Raw genomic sequence first — 24,833 nt, 5'->3', positions numbered from 1 at the left:
TTCCGGGAGATGGCGCTTGACCGGCCGTTATCGTGATCGTGATCATGCACGGATTCCCGCAGGACCGCTTTCACCTGCGACGACTCGATCCGTGATCATGCATCTCGCATGGGCCGAGCGATGCATGATCACGCCACGGGGAAGCCCAGCTCAGACCGCACACTCGGGAACCCGTGCGTGATCACGCCACGGGGAAGCCCAGCTCAGACCGCACACTCGGGAACCCGTGCGTGATCACACCACGGGGAGGCCCAGCTCAGGGCGTACGGGCGGGAACCTGTGCATGATCACGGCAAGGGTTGGGGTCCGATTTCCGCCAGTGCGCAGCGGTGGCCAGGGCATAACGTCGTATGCGTGACCACACGACGGCTCGACTTCGACGCGTGCTATCTGGCGGTGTCCGCTCGGGACGCCCGGTTCGACGGGCGCTTCTACACGGCGGTCACCTCGACCGGGATCTACTGCCGGCCGATCTGCCCGGCCCGCACACCCGCCCGGAAGAACGTGCTCTTCTACCAGCACGCGGCGGCGGCCGAGGCCGCGGGATTCCGGCCCTGCCGCCGCTGCCGCCCCGAGCTGAGCCCCGGTGACCCCGGCTGGGATGTACGCGCCGACCTGATCGGGCGAGGGCTTCGCCTGATCGACGACGGCGTGGCCGACGATCACGGCGTGGCCGGGCTGGCCCAGCGGCTGCATGTCACCGAGCGGCACCTGCATCGCCTGTTCATCGCCGAGCTCGGCACCGGACCCCTCGCCGTCGCCCGGACGAGGCGGCTGCTGCTCGCCAAACAACTCCTGACCGAAACCTCGCTGCCGATCACCGATGTGGCGTTCGCAGCCGGTTTCGGCAGCGTGCGGCAGTTCAACGCGGCCATGAAGGAGTCGTACGGCTTCGCACCCGGAGAGCTCAGGAAGACCGTTGGCCCCCTCACATCAGGGACCGGCCAGACAACCGGCTCCACAACCGGCTCAGCGACCGGCCTGACCCTGCGGCTGAGCTACCGCCGGCCGTACGACGCGCAGACCATCCTGCGCTTCCTGGCCGCCCGCGCCATCCCGGCAGTGGAGGCCATCACCTGGTCGTCCCAGCCGGACCCGGAGGCGAACAGGACGCGGGAGCCGGAGATCACCGGCTACACCCGCGCCGTCCCGGGCGGGTCGGTGATGCTCGTGCCCGCCGATGGACACATCAGGCTGACCGTGCGCACCGAGGACATGAGGCAGCTCGCCAGGATCGTGTCGCGCTGCCGTCGTCTCATGGATCTGGACGCGGACCCGGAGGCCGTCGCCTCGATCCTCGGCTCGACCGACCTCGCTCCGCTGGTCAAGGAGCGTCCGGGGCTACGAGTGCCCGGGGCGTTCGACGGATTCGAGCTGGCGGTCCGCGCTGTCGTCGGCCAGCAGATCTCGGTCGCCGGAGCGCGCACGATCCTCGGCCGCATCGCCGCCCGTGCCGGCATCCCGGCCACGGCGGAGACCATGGCCGGAGCCTCGGACACGGCGATTTCCCAGGAGAGCCGGCTGCTCTTTCCCACTGCGGAACGGCTGGCTGAAGCCGACCTGAGCGGTCTGGGGCTGACCAATCGCCGGATCTCTACGCTCAAGGCTCTGGCGGAGGCGGTCGCCGCCGGGGAGATCGACCTCGACGGGGCAGAGGACCCTGCCGAGACCACCGCCAAGCTGCTCGAGATGCCCGGCATCGGGCCGTGGACCACGAGTTACATCGCCCTCCGCTCGCTCCGCGACCCGGACGCGTGGCCGGAAGGCGACCTGGTGCTGAGGAGGACCATGGCGAAGCTGGGCATCCCGGCCGGACAGGCTGAGCTGTGGCGTCCCTGGCGGGCGTACGCGGCTCTCCACCTCTGGAACGCGAGTGCCCCCGTGACCACCTCGCTGGATTCGAACCGTTGAAGGAGGCAGCGGCAGGCCGTTCAGGCCGCGCCGCGACCACGATGATTCTGTACCAGACGCTGCCCACGCCGGTGGGCCCGCTCGCGCTGCTGGCCAGGAACGACGTCCTCGTCGCCGCAGGCTTCACCGCCGACCCCCGGGAGATGTTCGTACGGCTTCCGCATGACTTCCAGGCGCTTCCCCTCCGGGAGGGCGACCTGGGGGACGCCGCGCAAGCCGTACGGGACTATCTCGACGGGAAGATCGACGCGCTCGACGGGGTCCCCGCGGAGCAGCCCGGGACACCGACCCGCCAGCGCCTGTACGAGGCGCTGCGGAACGTCCCCGCCGGGACGACCGTGTCGTACAGCCGGCTCGCGGAGCAGGCCGGGCTGCCGAGGACGGCCGCGCGGGCCGCCGGGTCGGCGTGCGCCCAGAACCTGATCGCGCCGTTCGTTCCGTGCCACCGGGTGCTCCCCTCGACCGGTGGCTACGGCGGCTACTACTACGGGACTCGCGTCAAGGAATGGCTCCTCGCCCACGAGTCCCGGAGCTGACACCCAAGGGCCCGAACGCGGACGCATGTACAGCTAGCCGCGCACGGTGCTCTGCACCTCACCGACGGGGACGTCTCGGGTCACCGTCACCTGAACAGGGGCGTTGTTGAGTGGCGCGTAGATGAACGGCGTGACGGGCCCGGCGCCGGTGTTGTTGGTGGCGGCCGTGACGGGCCACACGGTCGTCACCGTCAGCACGTACACCTTGCGCGGCTGGTCGATCGAGGCGTGCTGATAGGTCACCCCGCAGGTCATCTTCCCCCCCTTGACGTAGGGGTGACCCTCGGTGCCACAGTCTTCCAGCACCACTGCGCGCTCCTTGGTGGTGCCGGGATCGATCTTGATACTGTCCAGCTTCGCCGTGACCGTGGCCGACATGACGCCCGGCAGGGTGGCCGTCACCGACCGGGCGGGCGCCCCCATTCCCTCCAGCCAGAGCCACGTGTCCAGGTTGACGTAGCTCTTCCCGTCAGGGCTCAGTTTGATCGTCGGCTGGGGCACGGTGAGAGCGGCCCGGGCGATCTGCAGAAGTTCCTCGACCGTGATCCCGGCGGGCGGCGTGGCTCCCGGAGGCACCCAGACCGCGCCGTCCAGGCCGGTCCAGCACGACATGCCCTTCGGATCGGCCGAGTTGTACGCGGGTGTCCACCATTTACCGGGCTGGCCCACCTTGTCCTTGTACTGCTGCAGGAACTTCTGGAAATCCTCCTCGGTGCCGCCCGGGTGAGTGTGGAACCACCACGCCCGCAGATCCTCCTGGCTCTGCAGCATGTCTTCGGCGGACTTGCCGGGCTCATACCAGCAGGGGCGCTGGACGCGATATCCGTCGTTCTTCTTGCCGAGGCCGCTGCCGGACAACGTGATGTTGGAGTTTTCCAGCTTCACGCCGACGCTGCGGCCGTTCCGGTAGACCTGACCGTGCGGCCCTCCAGTGCCGGCCGGATCGGCGGCGGCCACCGTAAGCAACCCGCCGGCCAGCAAGGACACCAGCAGAGCTCTCGTCTTCATCGGACGCACTCCTTCGCGCGCTCGTCGGGATAGGCGGCGTGCCGGTACAGCTTGATGCGCCACGTGCCGTCATCGCCCCGCCGTACGGCCGCGACCTGGAAGTATGTGGATTTGGGTGGCTTCGTCCAGGCAGGCTGGTCGGCCACCGGCGTTCCGGTCGTGTCGGTGACCCGCACACCTGACTCGTCCACGCAGGCGTCGACTTCCGCTCCGCGGCCGGTCACCGAGGCCACGCGCAACGAGTAGAGCTTGGCCAGCCCACGCGCCGAGAACTTGCCGGCGACGAACCCGCGCACCCACGTGTACGCGTCCTGGCTGGCCGTGTCCTCGACGCCGTCGAGGTACGACTTGTCCTTGCCGAGGCTGCCGACCGCGCGCCACTGGGCGGCGTAGTTGTCCCCGAAGGCCTTGACCATGGCGGTGTGCGCGGCGTCGAGCCCGGACGGCCACTCGATCTGGACTTGAAGCCCGGGGGCCACGGTGATCGTCTCAGCGCCGGGCGCCGCTACGGCCTGGGATCCGGCGGAAGGCTGCTCCGCGATCGCCCCCGCGGGCGTGAACCCTCGCTCATGACCGGCCCCCGAACAGGCCGAGACCAGAAGAGCGCAGGACGACAGCGCGACCGCGCCTCTCAGGCGGACCAGGGGTCTCCAGCGCACCAACCATGCCCTCCGGTTGATCGGGCCCCCCGCCGGGATGACGGTAGCCATGGTCACGAAGGGCGATCCAGCGTTATGCATGGATCGGCATGATTCGAAGGCGGTCGGGGGGCTCATTGGGCTCCATCAGGCCAGGCGGGAAGTTCTGAGGTGCGGGGAGTCGCCGCGGCGCCAGGCAGGGAGCAACTCGTCGATGAGGGACTCCGTCTCCGGGGCCATGCCGCCGCCGTAGGGGTGGGACGCCGCCCTCCGGTGCAGGCCGTCCACGACCGCCCGTAGCCGGGCCTGGTCGCCGGTGGCGTGGGCGGCGCGGAGCAGGTCGCGCCACAGGCCCTCGTCGTCGGCCGCCAGGAGCAGGCCCGCCCGCGCCGCCGCCACCGCGGCATGGGGGTCGTCCTGGGCGAGCCGTATCTCGCACAGCGCGTGGGCCGCGTCCGCCACCCAGGCCGTCACGTCGTATTCGAGCGAGTCGGCGGCCAGCCAGGCGTACCGGTTGCCGGGCCTGCCGTTCAGCAGCGGCCCGCGGACGAGACCAAGGGCCTTGTCGAGCAGTACGGCTTCCGCCTCGCCCGGCCGCCGGGCGTCGGCGACCTCCCCGGCTCGCCGGACGAGCTCCTGGAAGAGCTGCCAGTCGGTGCGGATCTCGTGGCCGAGCCGCAGCCGCCCGGACGTGTCGAGGAAGAGGTGGGGCCGCCCCTCGGAGTCTTTGCCGAGCCATTCGGCGACCCGCGCGATGGTGGCGTCGCGGACCGCGGGCTGCACGCCGCGCGGCCACAGCACCCCTCCGAGGACGACCGGGTGGACACCGGCCCGATGGGTGGCGAGGTAGACGACGAGCTCGTGCGCGAGCGCGGCCCGGCCCTCTTCCAGGGGATTCACGGGGCTGATCTCGATCGGGCCGAGGATCCGCACTTCGATCGAGGGCGGCTCGTCCGAGACACGATCGGCCGGATCGGACACGGTGAGCGGCTCGCCCTCGGTGCGCTGCGCCGTACGGAAGAGGTTGACGACCGCGTTGTAGTGCCTGCGAGGCAGGAGATGGGCGTCCACCTCGAACCCCAGGGCGTCGACCCGGGCCTGTCCGTCCTCGGTGATCTCCCAGGTCCAGGTGGCGTGCGGGACGTCCCCCGCCAGGACGAATCCGCTCGCCGTCCGCATGCCCTTGCCGAGCATCGCGAGGCGGCGTGCCTCGTCCTCGTCGGGGCGGATGGCCGATAGCAGGTAGTGCGGCGTCCACGCCGGGTCGGCCACGCGGCTGTGGATCCGGCCGGTGAGGACGTCGTCGGCCTGGCGGACCCGCTCCTCGAACTCGGGCAGGACGTCTGCCAGGTTGCCCGCCGTCCGGATCCGCTCGGGGGCGAGGGCCGCAAGCTCGTCCCCGAAGCCGACGAGCGTGATCTTCATGTGGTCCGACCATCGGTTGGTCGCCAGCTCGACGGCCAGCGCGGACAGGGCCGCCACGGTGTGCGCGCCCGTCATGCTGATGAGCCCGTGCGCCGCCTCCAGGTCGATGAGGACCCGGCCGCCCTCTCCCGTGCCGAGCGACACCAGTCCCGGATAGGGCGCGGGCACGTCGGCGAGGGCGTGCTCGTCGATCCGCCGCCCCTCGTGCGCGGGCAGCCGCCAGACCTGTCCGCCGTCGCACGCCTCCCAGGGCTCGGGGGCGTCCTCGTCGGGCGGCTGGATCCACAGGTCGAGGCCGCGGGCGGACAGGTGCACGGCGTACACCGTGGGAGGGCGCTGCCCACGCTCGGCCAGCAGCTTGCCGAGCAGCCGCAGGCCGATGTCCAGCATGCGGCTTCCCGGGGCGTCCGCGCCCAGGCGGATCGCCACCTCGGCGTTGGCGGCGTCTCCGCGCGGCCGGGTGATCCGGTGCCCGAACGCGCGCCGCCATAGCTGCTCCCTGCGCCTGCGCCCGAGGACGGCCAGCAGCCCGGCGGAGGCCAGCGTCGCCGCGGCGAGGTAGTCGACGAGGTCGAGCCCCGCGGCGGACTCCTCCGGGTCGGCGAAGGGGGGCTTGGGATCCGCAGTGGGCGTCCCGCCGCCCGTCCCGCGCTGCGGATCCCTCTCGGACACCGGCCGCGTGGTGGGGTGCTCGCCCGGACGGCTCGCCGGGTTCCCGGCCGGATGTACGGCTGGGCTGGTCGGTTGGGCGCTCGGCCGGGCACCGGGTTGGCCGGCCGGGGTGGCGGTGACGGTGTGCTCCGGCATCGCGGGCGGCGGCAGCACGATGCCCGGCTTGCCCGGATCCTGCTTGCGTGGCTCCTGCTTGCGCGGCTCCTGCTTGCCGGGCTGGGGCCGGTGGTGGTGCTCTTCCTTTCCATGGCCCGGCCTGCCGGTCTCGGACTTGGCGGTCTCGGGCTCATGCGTAGGCCGTGGGTCCGCGAGGACGTCGCCGGCGTCAGCCGTACCGGAGAAATGGGTGCGACCGTCGAGCTCGGCGGGCTTGCCGCGATGCTCCTCCAGGATGGTGGGCCGGTCCTCGTCCACTGGGACGACATGAACATTGCGGGCGTCGTCCGGCATGTCGAGCACCCAGCCCGGACGGATCAGGTCGGCCATGTGCAGCCGGCTGCCGTCGGGCTGCTCCTTGTGCTGGTTGAGCCGGTAGATCTCGTGATAGCGCCGCCCGTCGCCCAGGCACTTGTCGGCGATCTCCCACAGGCTCTCGTGGTGACGCCCGTGCGGCGGCTGCACGACGTAGACCTTCTTGACCTCACGGGCGTGCAGCGGGGAGCGCTCGACGGCCGGATCGACCGGCGCGGACAGAGCGGCCATCTGCGGGCGGATCGGGGCGGGGGCGCCCACGCGGGCAATCGGCACGGCCACCGCCGTGGCGGTGAACAGCAACAGCACCGCCGACACCAGCCGGTTCGCGAGGGCCTGGGTGCCGCCTGAAAGGGGAACGCGCGCGGGCATGCCGACGCGGCGGAGCCCGGCGTACACCTCGACGACCACGCACAGGAAGAGCTGGAACCAGGCCAGCCACACCAGGAGGACGAGGATGGCGATGATCGTCTCGGGCCCGACCTGGCTCGTGAAGAGGTCGGCGTTGAGCAGTTCCTTGGGCAGGGGCGGGCCGGCCAGCCTGAGCAGCGCGTACGGCACGCCGCCCACCAGGCCGGCCAGCGCCAGGAGGGCACCGAGCCCGGCGAAGACGTCGCCGGCTGTGCGCTTGGGCGGGATGCGGACGGGCCGACGGCCCCGCCACTGTTCCCCGCCCGAACCGCTCGGGGGCCGCTGGGAAACGGGACGCGGCGGACCCGGCGGACGCTGTGGAGACGCCCCGGCTCCTCGAGGGCGTGGCTGCGGCCCGGCCGACTGCGGCCAGCCGCTCCCTTCAGGCCGCCCGGCCTGCCTGGACGGCGGCGTGGGTCTCTGGGACATGCCTATCCCTCCCCAAGGCGGTCGGCCGGCTGCTGCCCGGGCCTCTTCGGACCGGGCCACTTCAGAGTCGCCGTGAACAACCCGGACATCCAGCGGATGCGGCTGATCGGCATGGCACGGGCCGGCCGGTGAGAGCAGGGCGTTATGGCGGTCATGCGGCACCCGCGTCCGGAGCGGCGGTGGCGTTCGCTTCCATGTCGGCGCCGCTGAACCCCAGCACGGAGAGGAAGTAGGCGTCCCAGTGGACTCCGATCCCCACCGTCACCTCGTTCTGAGCGCCTCCCATCGCGCACTCGGTCATCTTCACGCCATCGACCTCCTGGGCCGCCACGATCTGCCGGGCCTTGCCGCACACCGTTCCCTCGTCGGCCAGCAGCCGGACCTGACCGGTGGCGCGGAGCGCCTCGGTGTCGATCTGGTCGGCGGCGGCGCGGGCGGCCTGTTCCGCGATGTCGGCCGCCTTGAGCCGAGCGTTGATGGCCGCGCCACCGTCCACCAGCAGCCCGGCCAGCAGGAACACGGCGACCGAGAAGATGACCACGAAGACCGACATCGAGCCCCGGTCGCCGCCGCGCCCAGGTGTGATCACGCACCTTCCGCCGTGATCATGCAGAGGTTCCCCGACATGGCGCCTGACCTGCGAAGCCACCGGCCGTGATCGTGCACGGATTCCGCCATACGCCCACAACCTGCGCCGACGCTCCGCGTGATCATGCAAGAAGGTCATTTGTCGACCCTCCGGAGCTGCTCCAGAGGAACGACGGAGCTGCCCGCCATCTGCTTGGCCGTACCGAAGCCGAGGAAGTCGAGGTTGAGCTCGCAGGTCACGGTGGCCTTGACGACGCCGCCTTCCGTCCAGTCCGTGCCGGACATGCTGACCTGCGGAGAGCACTCACCCGACAGGGCGGCCTCGGCGGCGTCGGTCGCGGCGGCCTCGGCCTCGGAATGCGTCCGCTGGACCGACGCCGCCCGCGCCGCGTCCCGTGCCGCGCCGTTGACCTCTCCCTGTGCCTCCACGATCCGGCCCGCGCCCACGAGGAACATGAGGAAGATCAGGAAAACCGGGGCCAGCAGGACTGTTTCGGCCGTCATCGACCCCCTGTCCAACCGGGTCCGGCGCCTGGGACGAGTCATTCGCACCCGCCGGAGCCGTCGTCGGGACGGAAGCACTCGATCGGACCGCCGAAATGGGACGTGATGGTGAACGTCATCTCCGGAAGCAGCGGCACCACCTGCACCGCGCTCCCTGTCACGTCCATGCCGCGCTGGTCCCCTTTCTCCCATGCTGTGGCCTTCGCGTTCTTGAGCAGCTCAGGCCCGATCGCTTGCACGATCTGTACGGCTTTCGCCTCCGCCTCGGACTGCCATCCGTCTGAGGTGGCGGCAGCGCGGGCGATCCGGGCGCCTTCCCTGGCCGCGGCGTCGGCGACCTGCCGCCCGTGGAACCAGAGCGTGAGCTGGACGACCAGCAGCACCACGGCCAGCACGACCGGCATGATCATGGCGAGCTCGATCACGGTCGCCCCGCGCTCGCCGCGACGGCCCCGAGCACCGGGCATGACACGAGGGCCGCGAGCACCCGGCAAGCCTGGACCGCCACGAGCCCCGGGCATGACGCGGGGGCCGCGAACTCCGGGCATGCCGCCGGGGCCGCGCGCCTGACGCCGCGGCCGGTCGTGTGCGCCTTCGGGCTCTGCCACTACTTCGTCGGGCCGGTGCCACCGCTCGTTCCGCCGAAGTTGGAGCTGATCTCCGTCTCCTTCGACGTGACGAGGGTCTTGATGAGGGTGGCGAGGCCCATGGCGACCCCGGCGATGATGGCGGTGATGATCACCCACTCGACTGCCGAGGCTCCCCTGCTGGGGGCGGTGCGGGCGCGGTCGATACGCACGTGCAGTACGGCGATCATGTAGTTCAGCCAGAGGAGCATCAGGACCCCAACATTTTCATCGCTGCGGGATAACTAAGGAAGATCACGAAGCCCGCGCACAGCAGGAGCTGCGCGACGAGCATCGACTGGGACCGTTCTCCCGCCTTGCCCTCGACCTCGGCGAGCTCGCGGCGTCTGAGGGTCGCGGCGCGTGCGGTGAGGGAGGCGCGGACCTTGGCGCCGTCGTCGGCGACGAGGCCGAGGGCGGCCGACAGGTCGCGGAGCTCATCGACGTTGATCTCGTCACCGAGCTGACCGAGGGCCTGCCACGGGGTGATGCCGACGATCCGGGCGTTGGCGAGCGCTTCGCGGATGCGTTCCATGGCCCAGTTGGACCCGGCGGCCGCGCCCGCCACTCCCACCGCTCCGGCCGTTCCCGGCAACCCCGCCGGGGCTGTGCCGTTGACGGAAGGGGTGGTCGGGCTGCCCACGGACACGGCCATCATGAGGGCCTCGGGGACGCCGCGGCCGCCCGCCAGGTTCATCGAGACGAGATCGAGGAAGGCGCCGACCGCGTGGCGGAAGTCACGCCGCCGGGTCGCCGCGTCGCGCCGGATCTGCACGTCCGGCAGGAGGAAGAACACGATGGAGACCAGCAGGGCCGACCAGAGCGGCACCTGCACCGACACCCCCCAGCCCATGAGCGCCAGCCAGCCGACCAGCAGCGGGAACGCCAGGAGCCCGGAGACCGCGAGCAGGACCTTCGTCGCCAGGAAGCCCTCGAAGGACTTGCCCAGCAGGGCCAGATCGGCCTTGGTCGAACGCGCCTCCCAGCCCCGGGAGGCGTAGAAACGTGCCAGCCGTAGGCCGAGATTACGCCGGAAGGCGCTGACGTTCTCGTCGGGGGCGATCAGCGGCGCTCGCGGCACATCCATGCCGTCCCGGGCGAGGTCGAGCGCGGCGAGACGGGCGACCAGCCCGGGCCGCGGCGGGAACAGCGCTCGGAACAGCAGGAAGAGCCCAAGGCCGATCAGGGCTCCGGTGAGCACGGACTCGGTCATGGCGCCTCCCCGATGGCATGGGGAGGCGTCTCGGAAGGCTTTCGCCAGATCACGATGGAGGGAGGGCCTGGTCGCGGGGCCACCGTGAGAATCTTCGCTTGATCACGGCTGGTCATTGAGCAGGTCACCTCCCCTGCGCGGGAACTTGTGCATGATCACGCCCGAGGGTGAGGGGGATGGGGCGGCTGTCGATGTGGTGGCTGTCGTGGGTGTCGTAGGGGAACCGGGTGGCGTCGGGGAAGCGCGTGGCGTGGGACGGTGGTAGGGGGCGAGGATCCGGGCGGGCTTGTCGAAACGGGCGAGCCGCCGCATCCAGGCGAAGCCCGCGCCGAACAGGCCCGCCACCACAACCAGAACGGCCTGGCCGAGCAGGGAGTTGTACTCCTCGACGTACGACCGGTTGAAGATCACCAGGGCGGCCGCGAAGGCCAGTGCCGTGCCGACCACGATCTGCACGCTCTTACGGGTCGACCTGCGCTCCGCCTCCACGCGCCGCCGCATGTCCAGCTCCTCCCGGGCCGACACGGCGAGGGCGGACAGCACGTCCCTGAGCCCCGGCCCGCGAAGCCGCGAGTTGAGGATCAGGGCGGCCACCACGAGGTCGGCCGAGGGGTCGTCCAGCTCGTCCGCGAACATCCGCAGCGCGTCCGCCAGCGCCATGCGGGTGTGCAGCCGGTCGACGAGCGCCCGCAGGTGCGGCTGCAGCATGGGCGCGGCCGCCCGGATCGACGACGGGATGGCCTGTTCGAGCCCGGCGGCTCCGGCGATGGTGTCCCGCAGCGACTCGGTCCACGCGGCCAGCCCCTCAAGCCGCCGCATCGCGGCCCGCTCCTCCCCCGCGCCTCCGGTGAGACCCCGCCAGGCCAGGACGAGCAGCACGGCTCCCCCGGCGATGACCGGCCAACCGGTCACCACGAGCACGACCACGCCGGTCACGGCGGCGACGGCCGACCGGGTGGACAGGGTCCTGAGGAGTTGCAGCCGCCTGGCCTTCCCATCGGGACCGGCGGGCCGGGGACGCATGCCGTACAGGGACAGGGCGAGGAGGAACAGGCCCCCACCGGCCACGGCGCCGGACAGCAGCACCAGCGGATCGAAGACGCCCGGAGGCAGCAGCGGCATCACGGCCTCCCTCGGCGTCGGCGGTACGGCTGCCGCGTCGTCCCGGCCGCAGACCCGCGCGGGCAAGCCGTACGGGCGCGTGGCCTGGATGGGTGCCGCGAGGTCGAGGGGCTCTGAGGGGCCGACGGGTGTCGAGGGTTCGACGGGTGCTGAGCGGTCGACGGGTGTTGAGGGGTCATCGCCACGCTCCTTGCGACGGGTCGTAGCCGTGCGCGGCGAGCTCGTCGATGCAGGAGACCGGGGCGTGTGGCACGACCCGTTCGCCCGACAGTGCGAAGACCTCGGAGGACAGCACGCGGCCGTCGCAGCCCGTGACCTCCCGGACGCTGGACACGAAGCGGCGCAGCGTGCCGCCGACGTGGTAGTCGTTGCGCTTCTCGATGAAGACGACGAAGTCGATCGCGCCCGCGATGAGCATGTGCGTGGCCTCGATCGGGAGCCGTTCCTCCGCCTGGAGGGCGTAGGTCGCCACGCGGTTGAAGACCTCCATCGAGGAGTTCGCGTGGATGGTGGACAGGGAGCCGTCGTTGCCCTGGGTCATCGCGTTCAGCATGGTGACGATCTCGTCGCCCAGCACCTCGCCGACGATGACCCGTGAGGGGTTCATGCGCAGCGAGCGCCGGACCAGCTCGGCCATGGTGATCTCGCCCTGGCCCTCCGAGTTGGGCAGGCGCTGCTCGAACGCCACGACGTTCGGGTGCAACTCGGGGAACTGGTCGAGGCCGAGCTCCAGCGCCCGCTCCACCGTGATCAACCGCTCGACGGGCGGGATCTCGTTGGCCAGCGCCCTGAGCAGGGTCGTCTTCCCCGCGTTCGTCGACCCGGCGATCATGATGTTCTTCCGGGCGGCCACGGCGGCCGACAGGAACCGGCCGACCTCGGCCGTCATCGTGCCGTTCCCGACCAGGTCGCTGAGGAAGACCTTGCCCAGCCGGGCGCGGCGGATCGAGACGGCGGGCCGTACGGTCACGTCCATGACGGCCGACAGCCGGGAGCCGTCGGGAAGGCGCAGGTCGAGCTGCGGGTTGGCGGTGTCGAACGGCCGGGACGACAGCCCGGAGTAGGCCGCGAGGATCTGGATGAGCTCGATCAGCTCCTCGTCGGATTCGGCCACGGGGTCGTGCATGAGCTCCTGACCGTCCGCGTAGCCCACGAAGACCCGGTCGTAGCCGTTGATGTCGATGTTCTCGACCTCGGGGTCGTCGAGGAAGGGCTGGAGCCGTCCCACGCCGAACAGGGCGGCGTGGATCCCGGCCGCGAGGGCCTCCTCCTCTTCCGCCGTCGGCGGGGTCCGGCCGACGCCGATCTCTCCCCTGGCGAACTCCTCGAGCACCTGGGCGATGAGCGCCCGGGCGAACTGCCGCTCGTCCTCTCCCGTCATCGGCGGGACGCCGCTGGCCTGGTCGAGCCGCCGCTGATGGGCCAGCCGGTCGCCGACCTCCTGCCGGAAGCGCTTGACCAGCCCGTGGTCGATGGGCCGCCTTGGCGTGCTCATGGCGTCGCTCCGCCCCGCGTCGTCATGGCCTCGCTCCGCCCCGCGTCGTCATGGCCTCGCTCCGCTCGATGGTTCGGAACGGCCGCGCGTCGACTGAGGAGACTGCGGAGAGGAAGCGTGCGGAGAAGGGGCGTTGGGCTGGGGCACGGTGAGGCGCGAGCCGGGCCGGTTCGCGGAGGCGTCCCGCTCGCTGGACGCCACGTGGCCGGCCAGGCGCCCGGCGAGCTCTCGCGCCGTCCGGACGAGGAGGCTGCGGTCGAGCCGGCCGCCCCACTGGCCGCGGAGCAGCTCGGCGCCCTTCGGGTCGTACGCCAGGCCGCCCACGAAGGCCACGTCCCAGCCGGAGACGATGCGGCGGACCTCATCGAGCGAGCCGCGGTACGACCGGGGGTCGGCGATCACCACCACGCCCACCTGGCGGTCGATCAGGGACAGCCGCTCGCGCAGGTGGGCGACGTGGTCGAGGCTCGCCCGGGTGAAAAGAACCACCTGGTCGGCCTCGGCGAGCAGGTCGTTGATCTGGGGATACAGCCCGAGGCGGCCACAGTCGGCGAGCACGTCGGCCTGCGGCAGCGCGGCCAGCGACCGGCCGAGGGGGCCCCACAGCCAGGTGAGCCCCGCGGCTTGCTCGCCGTTGGTCAGCCCGGCCAGCACGTCGAGGCCGCCGACGAGCTTCTGGGTGTGCTCGTAGACCTGCTCGGCGTGGAGGCCGCGCCTGGCGACCGCTCCGAGGCTGAGCAGGCCGCGCCCGGGGTTCAGCACGCCGCCGTCCTGCGCAGGAAGCCGGTAGGCCAGGTCGCCGCCGGAGGGGTCGCACTCGGCCAGCAGGACCGGGCGGGGCCACACGGCGCCGAGGGCGGTCGCCGCGGTGGTCACGCCGGGCGCGCCCTTGTCGGCCGCGAGCACGATGAGGGCCACGTCATTTCACCCCGGGAAGCAGGGTGAGGGCGACCTCGCCGCTTGACGCGTACTGGGCGATGGTGGGCGCGACGCTCGAATCGACGATCACCGAAACGAGCCCCGTCGAGGATGTTCTGCTCTCTGGGGCCCCGACACTCTCGACCCGGGCGCTGGAGGCCAGCACGCGCTGCTGCGCGACGGCCCCCGACCCGCGTCCGGCCGAAGCCACGTAGATCACCTGGACCACGTCGCCGACGTCCAGGCCGACCGGCGCCTGCCCCGCCTTGAGCGCGAGGCCCACGATCGCCTTGCCGGGGCCGACCAGGGCGCTGTCCGTCGTGACCATCCGCTCGGTCAGCAGCGTGCCGGGCAGCAGGGTCACCGCGGCGTACGTCTTGGCGACCCGGTCCCTGAACGTCCAGGGCACGTAGTCGATGTCGGTCTCGGCGATCTGCACCTCCTGGAGGGCGGTCGCCGGGACGAGCTGCCCCGCCCCGACCTGCTGGCCGACGCGGATGGCGGAGACCCGTTCGCCGCTGCGCAGGACGAGCAGTGTGGTGGCCAGCGCCCCGCCCAGGATGAGCAGCACGGCGAGCGCCGCGAGGGCGGGTTTCCGCTCTCTCGGCGGCACGGGAAGCTTCCGGTAAGCGGGTCCGGAAAGACCGGAACGCTCGCTCGCCGGTGCGCGACCGTCTTGGGCAGTCTTCTCGCTGATCCTCATGGGTGGGGGACTCCCAGGGATGATCGCGCCCTTTTTCGGGCCGCTTGAATTCGTTTACGGTCTTGCTCTTTGCTCAGACTTCACCACATTATGGGCAGCTTCCCGTTCTCATGTTGCCGTAAAGCGGCGACCCATGCTTATCCGTTAGGAATACGCCTGTCAACGGCAGTGGATCTAGATCCATCCAGGCAAATAGCGTTCTAATACCGCTATTTTGTGATATCCGAAACTCACTGCATTCCCAGCGGTCACATCTTTCACAGGGATCGCCGGGTCTCGGCCACCAGGACACGGGCCGGTTGTCCACAGAGTCGCGGGGCGGACATGAAAGAAGTTCGCGTCTATCGGTTGGATAAACGCCTTGTTCACAGGGCGAAGTAGCGGCACCCGACCAGAGCTCCTTCCATCCCCCACACGTTGTCCACAGCGATATCCACCACCGGGCCCGCCACTCCGGGCGCACCAAGGGCGATGGCCGATGGTGGCGCATGTGACTCCAGTGACTGATGTGACAGAAGTGGTAGACGACCTTTACCGATTGGGGCAAACGACCAGATCGACAGGTGACACGCCACTACCTTGTCCCCCTGAGAAGATCGCGAAGAGATCTTCACGCAACCCTCTCCGGATGAAACCCTCTCACCGAGAAACGTCCCTCCACCTGATGCCCTCCGCTGAGGGCCTGGAGTCTGCGCATGCGGATTACGCTCACCGTGGTCACCGAGCACGGCCACCGCGACGTGGTGGTGGAAGGCGACGAGGCGACCACCGTCGCCGGGCTCGCCGCCGCGCTCGACAGCTCCTCCGGCCGCCCTTCCAACGTCGTACGGCTCCCGCGCGCCAGGGCGCCCTACGACCTCGACAGGGGCCAGCGAACGGAGCCCGCCGAGGCCAAGCTGTGGCTCGACGGGCGGCCGCTCGACCCGGACAGCGCCGTCTTCGGGCTCCTCCGCGACGGCGACCTGATCGCCGTGGACGGTCACGCTGCGTCCGCCACCATGATGGAGGAGCCCGGCGGCGTGGTGGAGCTCCGCGTGGTCGGCGGCCCGGGAGCGGGCGTCGTCCACCGGCTCGGCTTCGGCACGCACATCATCGGCGCCGACCCGGCGTGCGCGATAGCCGTACCGGATCCGCTGATGCCGGCGCGGGCCGCCGTGATCCGGCTGACTCCCAGCGCCATCACCGTGGAACCAGCCGACATGTCCAGCGGCTCCGCGGACCGCTCGCCGTCCAGCCGGCACGCGTCCGACCGGGAGGGGGCCGCTCGCGGCTCCGGCGGTCATGGATCAGGCGGCCTTCACCTCGACGGGGAGCCGGTCATCGAGGCGACGCCGTGGCCGGAGCGGGCGACGCTGTCCTGTGGCGGCTCGGCCTTCTCCATCGGCCCGGTCCAGCCGCCCGACGCCCACCTGGACGCGCTGCCCGACGGGGGGCTGGCCTACAACCGCCCACCCCGGCTCCAGCGGCCGGACCGCCAGCGGCGGATCGTCGTCCCGGCCGAGCCCAAGCGGGCCGAGGGGATGCGGCTGCAACTGCTGGCCGCGCTGCTTCCCGCGGTCTTCGGCATCGTCATGGTACGCGTCACCGGCCAGTGGTACTTCCTGCTGATCGCGCTGATGACACCGCTGATCATGCTGGGGCAGTGGGCCGGAGACCGCAGGCACGGCAGGAAGAAACACCGACAGGCGGTCAAGGCGTACAAGGAGCGGCTGGCGGCGTACGAGACCGAGGTGACGAAGGCCGTCAAGGAGGACGAGGCCGAACGGCGGAACGGCGCGCCCGATCCCGCCGAGGTGCTGCTCACGGCGACCGGCCCCCGGCGGAGACTGTGGGAGCGGCGGATCCACGACCGTGACGCGCTGCGGCTCCGCGTGGGGCTGGCCGACCTCCCCGCCGACCTCGACTTCGAGCCCGAGAGCGGCGCGCCCGCCGACTCCCCCCGTAATGACCAGCCTCTCTGCCGGGACGTCCCCGTCGCCCTGGTCATGCGCAGGCTCGGCGTCGCGGGCCTCACCGGGCCGAGAGACGTGGCCCTCGGCTCCGCCCGCTGGCTGGTCGGACAGGCGGCCACCCTGCACAGCCCGCGCGACCTCGCCATCGTCGTGCTGTCCGCCAACGCCGACAGCGCCGACCAGTGGGGCTGGGTCCGCTGGCTGCCGCATTGCGCGTCCGACGCCGCCTCGCGCGGGGGCTCCCTCACCGCCGACTGCGTCGCGCTCGTCGGCGCCGATCCCGAGGCGGCCGCCCGCCGGGTCTCCGAGTTGGCGGCGCTCGTCGCCGAGCGTCTCGACACCGACGGCACAGGCGGCACAGGCGGTGGCGGGCCGTACGGCGCGGTCCTGCGGAACTCGCGGCTGACGGGCGGCCCGGCGGGCTGGGAGGACCTGGGCCGCGCCGGTTCGGCGCAGGCGGCCGAGCCGGCCTTCGCAACCTATGACGAGCGCCCCTACGACGTGCTCGTCATCCTCGACGGCGCCCAGGTGCTGCGGGGCCTTCCCGGCATGCCCCAGGTGCTCAGGCAGGGCCCGAGGGCCGGGGTCTACACGATCGCGATCGACGAGGACGAGCGGCTGCTGCCCGAAGAGTGCGCCACCGTGGTCTCATGCGGCCGGGACGGGTCGGTACGGCTGCGCGGCGGCGGCCTCGACCCCATCAGCGGGATCCGGGCCGACCGGGTCTCCCCGTCGTGGGCCGACCGCCTGGGCCGGGCGCTGGCCCCCCTCCGCGACGTGAGCCGCGACGACCCCTCCTCCGCGCTCCCGGACTCCGTCCGCCTGCTCGACCTGCTCGGACCCGTCGACATCGCCAAGCAGTGGGGCCGGTCGACCCGCGCGGTCATCGGCGTGGGCCCGGAGGGCCCGTTCGAGGTGGACATCAGCAAGGACGGCCCGCACGCCCTGATCGCCGGAACCACCGGCGCGGGCAAGTCGGAGCTGCTCCAGACGTTGATCTGCTCGCTGGCGGTCGCCAACCGGCCGGACGAGATGACGTTCGTCCTCATCGACTACAAGGGCGGCGCGGCCTTCAAGGAGTGCGTACGGCTCCCGCACACGGTCGGCATGGTGAGCGACCTCGACGGCCACCTGACCCAGCGGGCCCTGTCGTCGCTCGCCGCCGAGATCCGCCGGAGGGAGCGTCTGCTCCTGGACGCGGGGGCGAAGGACATCGACGACTACCAGCGGCTCCGGGCACGCGGCGCGACCTGGGTCCTGGGCGTGGGCGGGGTGCGCCAGGCGCGGACCAGCGGCATCTTCGGCAGCCCCGGAACGGGTAGCCCGAGCGGCTTCGGCCCAGGCGCCTCGTTCGGCGGCTCGGGCTCGTTCGGCCGCTCGGGCGGGGCCGGGGCGGGTGGGGCCGGTGTGGGTGGGGCCGGGGCGGGTCTTCACTCGGGCGGCCGCCATCCGTCCCTCCCTCGGCTCGTGCTGATCATCGACGAGTTCGCCGCGCTCGTGGCGGAGTTGCCCGACTTCGTCGAAGGGCTCGTGGACATCGCCAGGCGCGGCCGCTCTCTCGGCATCCACCTGATCCTCGCCACGCAGCGGCCCGGCGGCGTGGTGACGGCCGACATCCAGGCCAACACCTCGCTGCGGATCGCCCTCCGGGTGACCGACGGCAGGGAGTCGGCCGACGTCATCGACGTGCCCGACGCGGCGCACATCTCCCGATCGACACCCGGCCGTTGCTACGTCAGGTCCGGGTCCGGCCCGGCGGTGGCCGTACAGACCGCCCGCATCGGAGGGCGCACTCCGTCATCCGGCCCCGGGAGCGGCGGCCCCGGCCGTGGCCGCGCTGTTGACGGCCCGCACCATGGCGGCGACGGGCCGCGTCATATCGGGGCGCGTCATGCCGAGGCGGGGCGGGGCGGCGACGACGTGCGGGTGATCGACCTGTCCTGGCAGGCGCTGGGCCACCCTCTCGAGGTCTCGGCCCGGGTGGAGACGTCGGCCGACACCGACCTCGCGCTGCTCGTGGACGCGATTGTCGAGGCCGGTCGCGGGATCCCGCGACAGCCCAGCCCGTGGCTCCCGCCGCTCTCCGACCGCGTCACCCTGGACGACCTGCCCGAGGCCGCCACGGGCCCTGACGCCGCCGGCCCGGAGACCAGGGACCCGGGCGCCGCCGGCCCAGGTGTAAGACGCGCCGAGGGGACCGGCTGGACGGCGTCTCCTGCCCAGCCGTACCGGCCGGGAGCGGAGGAGGTCCCGCCGCTGCCGTTCGGGATCGCCGACCTGCCGTGGGAGCAGGGCAGACGACCTCTCGTGCTCGATCCACGGCATGGGGGCCACCTGCTCATCGCCGGTACGGCACGCAGTGGCCGTTCGACGGCGCTCCGGACGATCGCGGGGTCGATCGCGGCCGGGGCGTCGCCCGAGGACGTCCACATACATGCCGTCGACTGCGGCTCCGGAGCCCTGCTGCCGCTCGTCGGCCTGCCGCACTGCGGCGCGGTGGTGACCCGTGACCAGCTCGACCGGGTCGAGCGCCTCCTCACGCGCCTGCGCGCCGAGGTCGGCCGCCGCCAGCAGCTCCTGGCCGAGGCCGGTTACGCGTCGCTGGCCGAGGCCCGCGCGGCGGCCAGGTCCCACCTGTCCCCTTCGGGCGCCGGCCGGGCCATCGGGCCCGAGGTCGGGCGGCTGCCGTACCTCGTGCTGATGGTCGACCGGTGGGAGGGCTACGTCGCCGCGTTCGAGAACTACGACTACGGGCGGCTGCTCGACGCGCTGATGCAGCTCCTGCGAGAGGGTCCGGCCGTGGGACTTCGTGCCGTCGTCACCTCGGACAGGTCGGGACTGCTCGGGCAGATCTCGACCGTCTTCGAGGACCGTCTGATCCTCCGGCTCGCCGACCCCGCAGACTACGGGCTGGCCGGGCTGCCGGTGCGCACCCTGCCCACCTCGATGCCGCCGGGCCGGACACTGTCGATCGGCGAGCACGGCCTGGTGGAGAGCCAGATCGCCCTGCTCGCGGACGACCCCTCCGGCCCCGCGCAGGTGGCCGCCCTCCAGGAGCTCGGCCGTACGGCCACGGCCCGGTTCGGCGGCGACCCGCGACTGCGAGGAGGCCTGACGCCTGGCGGATGGGCCTGGGAATCGGAGCCGCCGCTGCGGGTGGACGCACTGCCCATGCGCATCACGGCCGATCAGGCGCTGGAGCTCGCACCGTCGTTCGAGCCGCCGTCGCCGCTGTGGGCGCTGCTCGGCGCGGGCGGCGACGCCCTGGCCCCGCTCGGCGTCGACCTGCTGGCCCAGGGCCCGGCCGCGGTCGTCGCCGGACCGGCCCGCTCGGGACGGTCGTCGTGCCTCGTCACGGCGGCCAGGTCGCTGCTCCAGCGCGGCACGCCGATCCTGGCCGTCACTCCGCGCCGGAGCCCGCTGCGCGAGCTGGCGGGCTCGCCCGGCGTGCTGGCCGTACTGGACGGAAACGCCAGAAGCGTGGACGGCGGAGGCGCGGACGACTTCGGCGGCCTGCCGGGGGCGCACGATCCGCTCGCGCTGGTCGCGGGCCAGGAGCGGTACGTGCTGATCGTGGACGACGCGGAGCTGATCTCCCCCGAGTCGATGCTCGGCCTGGCGGTTGAGGAGGCGCTCCGGACGGCTCGGGACGGGGAGCACGGGCTACTGCTGGCGGGGACCACTGGGGACCTGGCGACGGCCTACCGCGGGTTCGTGGCGGAGGCGCGCAAGTCGCGGACGGGACTCCTACTGGCCGTGCAGAGCCCGGCCGACGGCGACCTGTTCAACGTACGGCTGCCGCGCGGCGCCGTGGGAGGCCCTCCGGGGCGCGGCCTGCTGGTGGTCTCGGGGACCGCGACCCCGATCCAGGCCGCGATCCCCGGATAGCCGAAATGGCTGTCTAGCTGTATTGCGGGCTTTATTGCGGGAGGCGTTAGCGGGTCGCGGACTCGATGTTGCCGCGGTAGGTGTTGATGACCCGGGACGCCTCGTTGAGCTCCTCCGACATGCGCTGGAACGCCGCCCGATAGCTCTGCCAGGCGTCGTGGAAGCGCTGCGCGCCGGGGCCGGTCCAGGCGGTGCCGACCTTGGCAGCCTCACGGTCGAGGTTGGCCATCGTGGCGCGAACCTGGTCCGCCTGCTGGGTGAACTGCGCGGCCATGCTCTGCATCTCCGCCGGGTTGCCGCCGAGCAAGCTGTTACTCATTCGGTCACTCCTTCATCGACAGGGGGCCGCCCTCACCGTAGATCCTCAGTCAATTCTGTGAACCCTTTATGCCGAGCGGCTATACCACTGGCGCCCGGCGGGCGCTTGACGCGCGCGGCTCCGCATCCCCTGAGGAGGACGCGCTTTGCCGGGGGTGGGGATCTCCCGAGCCGACTGGCCGCTTACACTCCATGAAGGTCAGCCAGGCCCGGGACGAAGGGATGACGGCGGTGCAGAAGGTCTTGATCGCCAACCGCGGCGAGATCGCCGTACGGATCGCCCGCGCGTGCAAGGACGCCGGGCTGACCAGCGTCGCGGTGTACGCCGACCAGGATCTGGACGCGCTCCACGTCCGGGTGGCCGACGAGGCGCACGCGCTCAACGGGCAGAGCCCGGCGGACACGTATCTCAACATCGGCAAGCTCCTCTCCGTGGCCCGGCAGACAGGGGCGGACGCCGTCCACCCCGGCTACGGCTTCCTCGCCGAGAACGCCGACTTCGCGCAGGCCGTGGAGGACGCGGGCCTGATCTGGATCGGCCCGCCGCCCGCCGCCATCACCGCCCTCGGCGACAAGGTCCAGGCCCGGCACATCGCACAGCGCGTCGGCGCCCCGCTCGTGGCGGGCACGCCCGACCCCGTGTCCGGAGTGGACGAGGTCATCGCGTTCGCCGAGGAGCACGGACTTCCGATCGCCATCAAGGCGGCCTTCGGCGGAGGCGGCCGCGGGCTCAAGGTGGCGCGCACGATCGAGGAGATCCCCGACCTCTACGAGTCCGCCGTCCGCGAGGCCGTCACCGCCTTCGGGCGCGGCGAGTGCTTCGTCGAGCGCTACCTCGACCGCCCCCGGCACGTCGAGACCCAGTGCCTCGCCGACCGGCACGGCAACGTCGTGGTCGTCAGCACCCGCGACTGCTCGCTCCAGCGCCGCCACCAGAAGCTGGTCGAGGAGGCCCCCGCGCCGTTCCTCTCCGGCGAGCAGCGGGACCTGCTCTACTCGTCGTCCAAGGCGATCCTGCGCGAGGCGGGCTACGTCGGCGCGGGCACCTGCGAGTTCCTCGTCGGCCAGGACGGCACCATCTCCTTCCTCGAAGTCAACACCCGGCTCCAGGTCGAGCACCCCGTCACCGAGGAGGTCTCCGGGATCGACCTCGTCCGGGAGATGTTCCGCGTCGCCGACGGCGAGGCCCTCGGCTACGACGACCCCGTGCTGCGCGGCCACTCGATCGAGTTCCGGATCAACGCCGAGGACGCCGGCCGGGGCTTCCTGCCCGCTCCCGGCACGCTGACGTCGATGCGCGCTCCTTCGGGCCCCGGCGTACGGCTCGACTCGGGCTACGAGACGGGTATGACCGTGCCGCAGTCCTTCGACTCCCTCGTCGCGAAGCTCATCGTCACCGGCTCCTCGCGGCGGCAGGCGCTGGAGCGGTCGCGCCGGGCGCTGGCCGAGTTCGAGATCGGCGGCATGCCCACCGTCCTTCCGTTCCACCGCGCCGTCGTGGAGGACCCCGCCTTCGTCGATGAGCCCTTCTCCGTGCACACCCGGTGGATCGAGACCGAGTTCGTGAACGAGATCCCGCTGTTCGAGGGGCCGGTGGAGGCCGGGGAGCAGGTCGAGCGGGAGCGCATCACCGTCGAGGTCGGCGGCAAGCGCCTCGAGGTCGTCCTCCCGTCTGAGCTCGGTACGGCCAGCCGTACAACGGCCAAGAAGACGCCCAGGCGTGGCGGTGGAAACAACCCGAAGAAGGCGGCGGTCGGCGGCGACTCCCTCGTCAGCCCGATGCAGGGGACGATCGTCAAGGTCGTCGCCTCGGACGGGGACACGGTGGCGGCCGGAGACACGATCGTCGTCATCGAGGCGATGAAGATGGAGCAGCCGCTCGCGGCCCACAAGGCCGGCACGGTCACGGGCCTCACCGCCGCGGCCGGCCAGACCGTGACCGCGGGAGCCGTGATCTGCGAGATCAAGGACGCCTGAGGCCCTCCCGGCGGGATCGGGCCGTCCAGGGCGTTCGACCAGGCGGTCCATGGGTAAGGGTTCGAGGATCTCTGAGGCATGAACATCTTCCGGAGAGGAACCATCGCGCCCTGCCGTTCGTCCTGTAGGGCGAAGGAGGCTTGAAGCCGTGACCATCACACAACCGCTGGGCCGCGTGGGGGCCGCCATGGCGGCGCTGCTCGTCGGTGTTTTCGCGCTGTTCGCGCTCTCCCCCGCCGCCCATGCCGCGACTCCGCCGAATCCCGACACCGTGATCGCGGCGTGGAAGAGCGGCGACCCGCTCTTCGTCCAGAGCGGCGCCCCGCTGTCGTCGAGCCAGCAGGACGACATCCGCAAGGCGCTGAAGGGCTCCAAGTCCAAGATTTACGTGGCCGCGCTGCCCGACGGCACCGTGACCACCGCCGAGGCGCGCACGTTCATCAACAGCCTCGGCAGGGGGCTCGACGCGGCGGGCCGGTCGAGTGCCACAGTCGCCGTCCTGGACGGGACCAGTGTCTTCGCCGCCTCTACGGCCCTGCCGCCGAACGTGTCCGCGGCTCGGCTCGCCAGGCTGTCCACCGCCAGCAACAAAGACGTCGCCACCGGCATGGAGGACTTCGTCAACCGCGTCAACCTCGCCGTGGAGGGCGACAAGGACGCACTGGACAGGGGCAGCGCGGCCGGAGGCGGAGGCGGCGGCGTGCTGGTCGGCATTCTGGGAGTCGCCGTCGTCGGAGGTGCCGGTTTGTGGATCATCTCTCGCCGCATGAAGCGGAAGCGCGAGGAGAAGGAGGCGGCCGAGCTCGCCGCGGTCAAGCAGACCGTCGAGGAGGACGTCACCAAGTTCGGTGAGGAGATCACCGCTCTGGACCTGGATGTCAAGATGCTGCCGCAGGCCGAGACCTCGTCCGACTGGCAGCGCGCGCTCGACTCCTACGAGCGGGCCAAGAACGAGCTCGCCGCGGTCAAGCGCCCCGACGAGCTCCGTACGGTCACCTCGACCCTGGAGGACGGGCGCTACGCCCTGGCCTGCGTCAAGGCGCGGGTGAACAACCAGCCCCTGCCGGAGCGGCTGCCCCCGTGCTTCTTCAACCCGCAGCACGGCCCGTCCGTCCGCACCGTCCGCTGGGCCCCGCCCGGTGGCGCGGTCCGCGACGTCCCGGCCTGCGCGGCCGACGCCGAGGCCGTCGAGCGCGGCTTCGACCCGCAGATGCGTGAGGTCGTGGTCAACGGCCAGCGCCGGCCGTACTGGGACGCCGGTCCCGCCTACCAGCCCTACGCCTACGGCTACTACGGCGGCTTCGGCGGCGATCTGCTGACCGGCATGCTGGTCGGCACCGTGCTCGGCGGCGCGTTCGGCGGCGGCTGGGGCGGCTACGGATACGGCGGCTACGGCTCGGGCTACGAGTCCGGCTACCAGGACGGCGTCGAGGCCGGTGGCGGCGACTGGGGCGGCGGCGGAGGAGACTTCGGCGGCGGAGGCGGCGACTTCGGCGGAGGCGGCGACTTCGGCGGAGGCGGCGACTGGGGTGGAGGCGGCGACTTCGGCGGCGGCGACTTCGGCGGCGGCGACTGGTAACCCCCCTCCCCCGGCGTGATCATGCACAGGTTCCCGATCACGGTGGGTGACCAGCGCATCCTTAATTGGTGATCATGCGCACTTTCCCGGGGTAGCCCGGTGGCCAGCGGTTTCTCCCCTCGTGACCTTGCACTTCACTCGGAGTGCGAGGTCACGAACGTTTATGGGCCGTACGGATCACGTGCATGATCACGATGTGAGGATGGCGCGGTCAACGGCCATCCGCGGGAAACTGCGCATGATCACAACTCGGGAATGGCGTGGTCAACGGCCAGCAGGGGAATGTGTGCATGATCACCACGTGCTCATCACGTGCTCATCACGTGCTCATCACGTGCTCACCACGTGCTCACCGCATGATCACCGCAAGGGGTGCGGCCGCGCGGTCGCGGAGGGATGTAAGGGGCTTGCAAGTCAGGGTTAAGATCACGTGAGAAACTCGGGGCGTT

The 24,833-nt window shown here is 71.5% G+C and carries 18 protein-coding genes; 5 read left to right on the top strand and 13 right to left on the bottom strand.

What is annotated here, in order from left to right; all coding sequences use genetic code 11:
* Positions 1 to 354: 354 nt before the first annotated feature.
* Both N5079_RS00900 and N5079_RS00895 read left to right on the top strand, forming a co-directional pair.
* Positions 355 to 1,911, top strand: coding sequence for a DNA-3-methyladenine glycosylase 2 family protein (locus tag N5079_RS00900; protein ID WP_261581309.1), 1,557 nt, complete (start codon positions 355 to 357; stop codon positions 1,909 to 1,911).
* A gap of 41 nt (positions 1,912 to 1,952) precedes the next feature.
* Positions 1,953 to 2,447, top strand: coding sequence for a methylated-DNA--[protein]-cysteine S-methyltransferase (locus tag N5079_RS00895; protein ID WP_261581308.1), 495 nt, complete (start codon positions 1,953 to 1,955; stop codon positions 2,445 to 2,447).
* A 33-nt stretch (positions 2,448 to 2,480) separates the two neighbouring features.
* Here the strand turns inward: N5079_RS00895 and N5079_RS00890 are convergent, their stop codons facing one another.
* The 12 genes from N5079_RS00890 to N5079_RS00835 form a co-directional block, all read right to left on the bottom strand.
* On the bottom strand, positions 2,481 to 3,455 hold the full coding sequence (locus N5079_RS00890) for a hypothetical protein (RefSeq protein ID WP_261581307.1): 975 nt from the start codon (positions 3,453 to 3,455) through the stop codon (positions 2,481 to 2,483).
* Positions 3,452 to 4,114, bottom strand: a complete 663-nt coding sequence (locus N5079_RS00885) for a hypothetical protein (RefSeq protein ID WP_261581306.1) — start codon at positions 4,112 to 4,114, stop codon at positions 3,452 to 3,454. The genes N5079_RS00890 and N5079_RS00885 overlap by 4 nt, the downstream gene beginning before the upstream one ends.
* Positions 4,115 to 4,240: 126 nt before the next feature.
* Positions 4,241 to 7,501, bottom strand: coding sequence for a BTAD domain-containing putative transcriptional regulator (locus N5079_RS00880; protein ID WP_261581305.1), 3,261 nt, complete (start codon positions 7,499 to 7,501; stop codon positions 4,241 to 4,243).
* 151 nt (positions 7,502 to 7,652) lie between these two features.
* Positions 7,653 to 8,090, bottom strand: coding sequence for a pilus assembly protein TadG-related protein (locus N5079_RS00875; protein ID WP_261581304.1), 438 nt, complete (start codon positions 8,088 to 8,090; stop codon positions 7,653 to 7,655).
* Between the two features lie 134 nt (positions 8,091 to 8,224).
* Positions 8,225 to 8,593: a TadE/TadG family type IV pilus assembly protein gene (locus tag N5079_RS00870; protein ID WP_261581303.1), complete on the bottom strand. Its 369-nt coding sequence runs from the start codon at positions 8,591 to 8,593 to the stop codon at positions 8,225 to 8,227.
* Positions 8,594 to 8,631: 38 nt separating this feature from the next.
* A complete protein-coding gene (locus N5079_RS00865) occupies positions 8,632 to 9,060 on the bottom strand; it encodes a TadE/TadG family type IV pilus assembly protein (protein ID WP_261581302.1) in 429 nt (142 codons plus the stop codon).
* A gap of 140 nt (positions 9,061 to 9,200) precedes the next feature.
* On the bottom strand, positions 9,201 to 9,431 hold the full coding sequence (locus N5079_RS00860) for a Flp family type IVb pilin (RefSeq protein ID WP_261581301.1): 231 nt from the start codon (positions 9,429 to 9,431) through the stop codon (positions 9,201 to 9,203).
* Entirely contained in the window at positions 9,431 to 10,432 is a 1,002-nt protein-coding gene (locus N5079_RS00855; protein ID WP_261581300.1) for a type II secretion system protein, read from the bottom strand. The genes N5079_RS00860 and N5079_RS00855 overlap by 1 nt, the downstream gene beginning before the upstream one ends.
* 102 nt (positions 10,433 to 10,534) lie before the next feature.
* Positions 10,535 to 11,554, bottom strand: a complete 1,020-nt coding sequence (locus tag N5079_RS00850) for a type II secretion system F family protein (protein WP_261581299.1) — start codon at positions 11,552 to 11,554, stop codon at positions 10,535 to 10,537.
* A gap of 175 nt (positions 11,555 to 11,729) precedes the next feature.
* Positions 11,730 to 13,049, bottom strand: coding sequence for a CpaF family protein (locus tag N5079_RS00845; RefSeq protein WP_261581298.1), 1,320 nt, complete (start codon positions 13,047 to 13,049; stop codon positions 11,730 to 11,732).
* A 48-nt stretch (positions 13,050 to 13,097) separates the two neighbouring features.
* Positions 13,098 to 13,967 carry a hypothetical protein gene (locus tag N5079_RS00840; protein WP_261581297.1) on the bottom strand — a complete coding sequence of 290 codons (870 nt, stop codon included), beginning with the start codon at positions 13,965 to 13,967 and terminating at the stop codon, positions 13,098 to 13,100.
* A 1-nt stretch (position 13,968) separates the two neighbouring features.
* Positions 13,969 to 14,580, bottom strand: a complete 612-nt coding sequence (locus N5079_RS00835; protein WP_261581295.1) for a hypothetical protein — start codon at positions 14,578 to 14,580, stop codon at positions 13,969 to 13,971.
* 785 nt (positions 14,581 to 15,365) lie between these two features.
* Here N5079_RS00835 and N5079_RS00830 point away from each other — a divergent pair.
* Entirely contained in the window at positions 15,366 to 20,510 is a 5,145-nt protein-coding gene (locus tag N5079_RS00830) for an FtsK/SpoIIIE domain-containing protein (protein WP_261581294.1), read from the top strand.
* Positions 20,511 to 20,556: 46 nt separating this feature from the next.
* On the opposite strand, the gene N5079_RS00825 is transcribed toward N5079_RS00830, so the two are convergent.
* Positions 20,557 to 20,829: a WXG100 family type VII secretion target gene (locus N5079_RS00825; protein WP_261581293.1), complete on the bottom strand. Its 273-nt coding sequence runs from the start codon at positions 20,827 to 20,829 to the stop codon at positions 20,557 to 20,559.
* 230 nt (positions 20,830 to 21,059) lie between these two features.
* Between N5079_RS00825 and N5079_RS00820 the strand changes: the two genes are divergently transcribed.
* Positions 21,060 to 22,805, top strand: coding sequence for an acetyl/propionyl/methylcrotonyl-CoA carboxylase subunit alpha (locus N5079_RS00820; protein ID WP_261581292.1), 1,746 nt, complete (start codon positions 21,060 to 21,062; stop codon positions 22,803 to 22,805).
* 148 nt (positions 22,806 to 22,953) lie between these two features.
* On the top strand, positions 22,954 to 24,384 hold the full coding sequence (locus N5079_RS00815; protein ID WP_261581291.1) for a hypothetical protein: 1,431 nt from the start codon (positions 22,954 to 22,956) through the stop codon (positions 24,382 to 24,384).
* Positions 24,385 to 24,833 lie beyond the last annotated feature (449 nt).

Origin of the sequence: Planotetraspora sp. A-T 1434 (assembly GCF_025420585.1) — a bacterium.
In the GTDB taxonomy this organism is placed as follows: Bacteria; Actinomycetota; Actinomycetes; order Streptosporangiales; family Streptosporangiaceae; genus JAOEGB01.
Note: the sequence above shows the minus strand (reverse complement) of the source record. Positions and strands in the feature narration are given on the sequence as shown.